Raw genomic sequence first — 3286 nt, 5'->3', positions numbered from 1 at the left:
CTTCCCGCTATGATAAGGTACAGTTACTCTTTTGCCTGCTTTATTCTTAAAAACCTTATGACTCCCACTTTGTCGAGCAAGAAAAAATCCTGCCCTTTTTAGTACTTTAATCACTCCGACAGCGGTTATTCGCGGTAACCTCTCCATCATACAGCCAATTCAAGAGAAGTAAGACTAACGGACTGTGCTTGGGGAATTTTTTCTCCACTATCCAAACGATCATTCACATGAAGACGAATAGCGTCTTTAATATTTTCTAATACCTCTTCGTATGTATCTCCTTGCGTATAACACCCTTGTAGTTCCGGACAGAAGGCAAAATAACCTTCCTCATCCTTCTCAACCACAACGGAAAATCGATATGTCTTCATATTTATATTTACCTCCTAATAATTCCTAAAGTACACGCACCCTGTCGTGGGACGGTCCTTTGATAAACTTTTTATTTATTTATTTTCTTTAATTTTTTTTCTGCTTCCTGGGCAAATTCTGATTGGGGGGCAAGCTCTAAAACTTTCGTAAAAGAAGTAAGGGCTTTTTCTTTTTCCCCTATTTTATCATAAGACATTCCTAAATAATAGTAAACCTCTACACTGCCGGAAGACATTTTCTCTGCCTGTTCCAAATATTTTATAGCTTCAGAATAATTCTTTTTCTGAAAATATATACTGCCCACTCTGGTATTAAGGTAAATATAGATTCCGGTATTCCTTGGGGAAGAAGAGTTTTCTTTTAAATCCAAAGCCTTTAAATAATAAGAAAGAGCCTGGTCATACTCATTAATAAAAGGCACCATACTTCTAATTTCATAAATATTACCCAATTTCAGATAACTATTTAAATCCTCGGGATTATCTTTTATAATTTGTTCATATTGAGGGATAACTTTTTCAGATATCTCATAAGATTTTCGGTAAAAACTATAAGCTTTTAAAATATGTTGGTTATTATATTCTAGGATACCTTTTTGTAAATAGCACTGCCCTAAGTAATAGTAACTATCGGTATGGTTTGCGTCTAATTCAATTGATTTTTCAAATTCAATAATTGCTTTATCATACTCACCCTGACCAAAATAGGACATTCCTGCCACAAAAGGAGTTGAGGGTGAGGTAGGAAAAGCCTGAATAAGGTCTAAGTTTAAACTAAAAATACCGCTAAAAATAATTAATCCTATGGCTAATAATAAAACGTCTTTTCTCTTAAAACTCTGCAAATCCTTCCCCTCTCTTTTTAAGTATAATCTTACTTTACTATAATCCTCTATTTTTGGCAAATAAAATAAAGGTAAAAAAAGGTGCCTGGCACCTTTTTTTACCTTTATGACAAATTTAGTGCAAATTTAGTGCCTGGCACCTTTTTTTACCTTTTCTAAGGTGTTGTAAAAAATAAAAATATGATATACTTAGAAAAATGTTTTTATTAGGAGAGAAGATGGCTATAAACATATCAATTAGGAAGTTTCCACGTCCCAGGATATTAGACCGATATATCGTAAAAGAAGTAATGAGTTTTGTGGCTCTCGCAGTTTCTGCACTGACTATTATGTTAATTATGGAAACTTTATTTGAATTAATGGATATGTTGATTAATAAGAAAGTGGCCTGGCCCTATATTGCCAAGTTATTAGCCTATCGCCTTCCGGCATTTCTGGTAGTAACCTTCCCTGTCTCTTTGCTTGCTTCCAGTGAATTAGCTATCGGACGCCTTTCTACCGATGGAGAAATAACTGCTATGCGAGCAGGAGGAATAAGCATCCGCCGAATAATCATCCCCTTTTTAATAGCCGCCTTAGCTATAAGTATTTTAGCCTTTGTAATTAATGATTATATCGTCCCTGAGGCTAATCATATCTCTCAGAATATTATTCGGGAGATTGTGCTAAAGAAAGGTCCCCCCAATATTAAGCGGAATGTATTTTTTCGGGATGCTGAAAACCGCTATTTCTATATAAATCAATTTGACGAAAAAAATATGTTAATGCAGGACATTATGATTTATGAAATGACCAGAGAAAAATTCCCTCGAATGATAACCGCCAAAAAGGGTACGTGGGTGATTGATACCTGGAAATTAGAGAATGGAACCATTTATAATTATGATGAAGAGGGAAAAATTACTTATGAAATGAGCTTTACCAATATGGATATTATGGTTAAAGAAGATTTGCAAAAATTCTTTAAAAATCAGAGAACTCCTCAGGAAATGAGCAGTAAAGAATTAAAAGAGCAGATAAATATCTTAAAACAAGCGGGGGCAGATACTAAAAACTTTGAAGTAGATCTGCATATGAAATATTCTATCCCTTTTAGTGGGCTAATTTTTGTCTTGTTGGGAGTACCTTTGGGTTTACGGGTAAAGAAAGGAAGTAAAGCTACGGGGATAATTCTTAGTATTGTCCTGGTTTTGTTTTACTATATACTCCTTTCTACTACCAGATCATTTGGTCGAGAGGGAATGTTAACCCCCATCTTGGCTGCCTGGCTATCTAATATAATCTTTGGTATTTTAGGGGTAATTATTATGTTTAGGGCAGAGAAAAAGTGAGATTGGTTAGCCCGTTAGCCGGTTAGTCAGTTAGTTAGTTGGTTAGTTGGTTTAAATAGTTTAAAGGAAATAAGGAAATATAAGAAATATGGCACAAAACGGAAATGTAAAGAATGCGGTAATTTTCTGGATATTATTTTCAATAATTCTGGTTTTATTTTTAAATCTAAATACTGGATTTAGCTTGATATCATTTGCTCAAGAAACCGGAGAAATAATTGAAACGATAGAGACACCAGAAAAACCACCAACTGCACCAGCTGAAGAGACTATAAAAACAGAGAATATAAAAGAAACAGAAACCGTAGAAGAATTAGATCTCTCTCTAAAAGCTGATTATATCAGTTATGAAAAGATAGATGAAGAAGACCTGGTTATTGCCAAGGGTGGGGCGCTGCTTAAGTATCAGGATATCGAGGTAAAGGCTGACTATCTAAAAATTAATTTAACTACTCACCTTCTTTTCGCCTCAGATAAAGTCCTCTTTAAACAAGATAAGACTGAAACTAACTGTGGGGAACTTACCTATAATTGGAAGACTAAAAAAATAATTTTGCTCAAATTAAAAGCTGAATTAACCGGAGAAGGCATCAAGGGAAAGATATATTATCAGGGAGAGAAGATGGAAAATTTCCCGGAGACCGTGGAACTTACCGAAGGAAGTTTTACCACCTGCGAATTAGAAGAACCTCATTATCATATTATCGCTAAAGAAATGATTATCTACCCGAAGGATAAA

Annotated in this window: 4 protein-coding genes and 1 pseudogene; 2 read left to right on the top strand and 3 right to left on the bottom strand. The window is 34.7% G+C overall.

Features of this window, described 5'->3' with window-relative positions; all coding sequences use genetic code 11:
- The 3 genes from COZ07_RS05885 to COZ07_RS05875 form a co-directional block, all read right to left on the bottom strand.
- On the bottom strand, window positions 1-147 hold a 147-nt coding region (locus COZ07_RS05885; protein WP_406607644.1), incomplete at its 3' end, for a type II toxin-antitoxin system HicA family toxin.
- Entirely contained in the window at window positions 147-371 is a 225-nt protein-coding gene (locus tag COZ07_RS05880; RefSeq protein WP_406607643.1) for a type II toxin-antitoxin system HicB family antitoxin, read from the bottom strand. The genes COZ07_RS05885 and COZ07_RS05880, both read right to left, overlap by 1 nt.
- 71 nt (window positions 372-442) lie before the next feature.
- Complete coding sequence (locus COZ07_RS05875) at window positions 443-1216, bottom strand: tetratricopeptide repeat protein (protein ID WP_406607642.1); 774 nt, start codon at window positions 1214-1216, stop codon at window positions 443-445.
- A gap of 218 nt (window positions 1217-1434) precedes the next feature.
- Here COZ07_RS05875 and COZ07_RS05870 point away from each other — a divergent pair, with 218 nt between their 5' ends.
- Together COZ07_RS05870 and COZ07_RS05865 are read left to right on the top strand one after the other, a co-directional pair.
- A complete protein-coding gene (locus COZ07_RS05870) occupies window positions 1435-2547 on the top strand; it encodes an LptF/LptG family permease (protein ID WP_406607641.1) in 1113 nt (370 codons plus the stop codon).
- Window positions 2548-2635: 88 nt separating this feature from the next.
- Window positions 2636-3286: pseudogene (locus COZ07_RS05865) on the top strand (hypothetical protein); the annotation flags it as partial.

This window comes from Candidatus Infernicultor aquiphilus (assembly GCF_002784285.1).
GTDB lineage: Bacteria > Atribacterota > Phoenicimicrobiia > Phoenicimicrobiales > Phoenicimicrobiaceae > Infernicultor > Infernicultor aquiphilus.
Note: the sequence above shows the minus strand (reverse complement) of the source record. Positions and strands in the feature narration are given on the sequence as shown.